Genomic DNA, 2,577 nt, shown 5'->3' with positions numbered 1-2,577 from the left:
TTTACACCCTCAAAACTGAACAATCCTACTCGCAAGCTATTTCTTCGAGGTTACCTAACATTTAAGGTCAAGCCCTCGGCCTATTAGTATCAGTCCGCTCCATACATTACTGCACTTCCACTCCTGACCTATCAACCTTGTAGTCTACAAGGGGCCTTACTCCCGAAGGATGGGAACACTTATCTCGAGGGGAGTTTCACGCTTAGATGCCTTCAGCGTTTATCTCGTCCGTACTTAGCTACCCAGCTATGCCCTTGGCAGAACAACTGGTGCACCAGCGGTACGTCCATCCCGGTCCTCTCGTACTAAGGACAGCTCCTCTCAATATTCCTGCGCCCGCAACAGATAGGGACCGAACTGTCTCACGACGTTCTGAACCCAGCTCGCGTACCGCTTTAATTGGCGAACAGCCAAACCCTTGGGACCGAATTCAGCCCCAGGATGCGATGAGCCGACATCGAGGTGCCAAACCTCCCCGTCGATGTGGACTCTTGGGGGAGATCAGCCTGTTATCCCCAGGGTAGCTTTTATCCGTTGAGCGACGGCATTTCCATTCACATACCGCCGGATCACTAACTCCAACTTTCGTTACTGCTCGAACCGTCATTCTCGCAGTTAGGCTCGTTTATGCGTTTACACTCAGTGCACGATTTCCATCCGTGCTGAACGAACCTTTGAGCGCCTCCGTTACTCTTTTGGAGGCGACCGCCCCAGTCAAACTGCCCACCTGACAGTGTCCCCCGACCAGATTCATGGTCGCAGGTTAGAATCCCAATATCCCAAGAGTGGTATCCCAAGGTTGGCTCCATCTTCCTAGCCTCCCACCTATCCTGTACATGGAATACCGAGATCCAATATCAAGCTACAGTGAAGCTCCATGGGGTCTTTCCGTCTAGTTGCGGGAAACCGGCATCTTCACCGGTACTACAATTTCGCCGGGCGGGCTGTTGAGACAGTGCCCAAATCGTTACGCCATTCGTGCGGGTCAGAACTTACCTGACAAGGAATTTCGCTACCTTAGGACCGTTATAGTTACGGCCGCCGTTTACTGGGGCTTAAGTTCGCACCTTCGCATTGCTGCTAAGCACTCCCCTTAACCTTCCAGCACCGGGCAGGCGTCACCCCCTATACGTCATCTTTCGATTTAGCAGAGAGCTGTGTTTTTGCTAAACAGTCGCTTGGGCCTTTTCACTGCGGCCTGCTCTCGCAGGCGCCCCTTATCCCGAAGTTACGGGGCCAATTTGCCGAGTTCCTTAACAACCCTTCTCCCGTTGGCCTTAGAATACTCATCCCATCTACCTGTGTCGGTTTGCGGTACGGGCACCTTAGTATACACCAGAGCTTTTCTCGTCTCTCACGCCGTCTACTTCCCTACTAAATTTCGGTCCCTTACGCCCGGGGCAACCATCGCCCGGGATAACCTTAAAGAAAGCGTCCCTCTAGCTTAAATGTTCGGTGGTTACGGAATTTCTACCGTATGTGCATCGCCTACGCCTTTCGGCCTGAGCTTAGCTCCCGACTAACCTTGGGCGGACGAACCTTCCCCAAGAAACCTTAGATTTTCGGCCATTATGATTCTCACATAATTCTCGCTACTTATTCCGGCATTCTCACTCGTATGCAGTCCACCAGTGCTTCCGCTCTGACTTCACCCCGCATACGACGCTCCCCTACCCAATGCATTACTGCAATGCCTAAGCTTCGGTTGAACACTTAGCCCCGTTACATTTTCTGCGCAAAACCACTCGACCAGTGAGCTATTACGCACTCTTTGAATGAGTGGCTGCTTCTAAGCCAACATCCTGGTTGTCTTCGCAGTTTCACATCATTTTCCACTTAGTGTTCATTTGGGACCTTAGCTGTAGATCTGGGCTGTTTCCCTTTTGACTATGAGACTTATCTCACACAGTCTGACTGCTATTCATCAATTATCCGGCATTCAGAGTTTGATAGGCTTTGGTAACCTCGCGGCCCCTAGACCATTCAGTGCTTTACCTCCGGTAATCTAAAATAACGCTAGCCCTAAAGCTATTTCGGGGAGAACCAGCTATCTCCGAGTTCGATTGGAATTTCTCCGCTATCCACAAGTCATCCCCGGCTTTTTCAACAGACGTGGGTGCGGCCCTCCACGGTGTCTTACCACCGCTTCAGCCTGCTCATGGATAGGTCACCCGGTTTCGGGTCTAATACCTGCAACTTCATACGCCCTTTTCAGACTCGCTCTCGCTGCGGCTCCGGAACTCCAGTTCCTTAACCTCGCTGCAAATATTAACTCGCCGGACCGTTCTACAAAAAGTACCCGATCATCCATTAACGGACTCTCGGTGCTTGTAGGCACAAGGTTTCAGGTTCTTTTTCACTCCCCTCCCGGGGTACTTTTCACCTTTCCCTCACGGTACTGCTCCACTATCGGTCACTGAGTAGTATTTAGGCTTGGAGGATGGTCCCCCCATCTTCCCAGCGGGTTTCACGTGTCCGCTGGTACTCTGGATACTGTTAGCGCTCGATTCTTTTCACTTACGGGGCTATCACCCTATATTGCTGCTCTTCCCAAAGCATTCAGTTAAGAATCAAAGC

1 rRNA gene (only partly in view) is annotated in these 2,577 nt (G+C 51.4%); it reads right to left on the bottom strand.

The features are described from left to right. Window positions 1-63 precede the first annotated feature (63 nt). Window positions 64-2,577 (bottom strand): 23S ribosomal RNA (locus PGY33_RS14125) (it continues 447 nt past the right edge of the window).

The organism is Butyricicoccus sp. AF18-9LB (assembly GCF_027684505.1).
In the GTDB taxonomy this organism is placed as follows: Bacteria; Bacillota; Clostridia; order Oscillospirales; family Butyricicoccaceae; genus Agathobaculum; species Agathobaculum butyriciproducens.
This window is presented reverse-complemented; position numbering and strand designations above follow the sequence as displayed.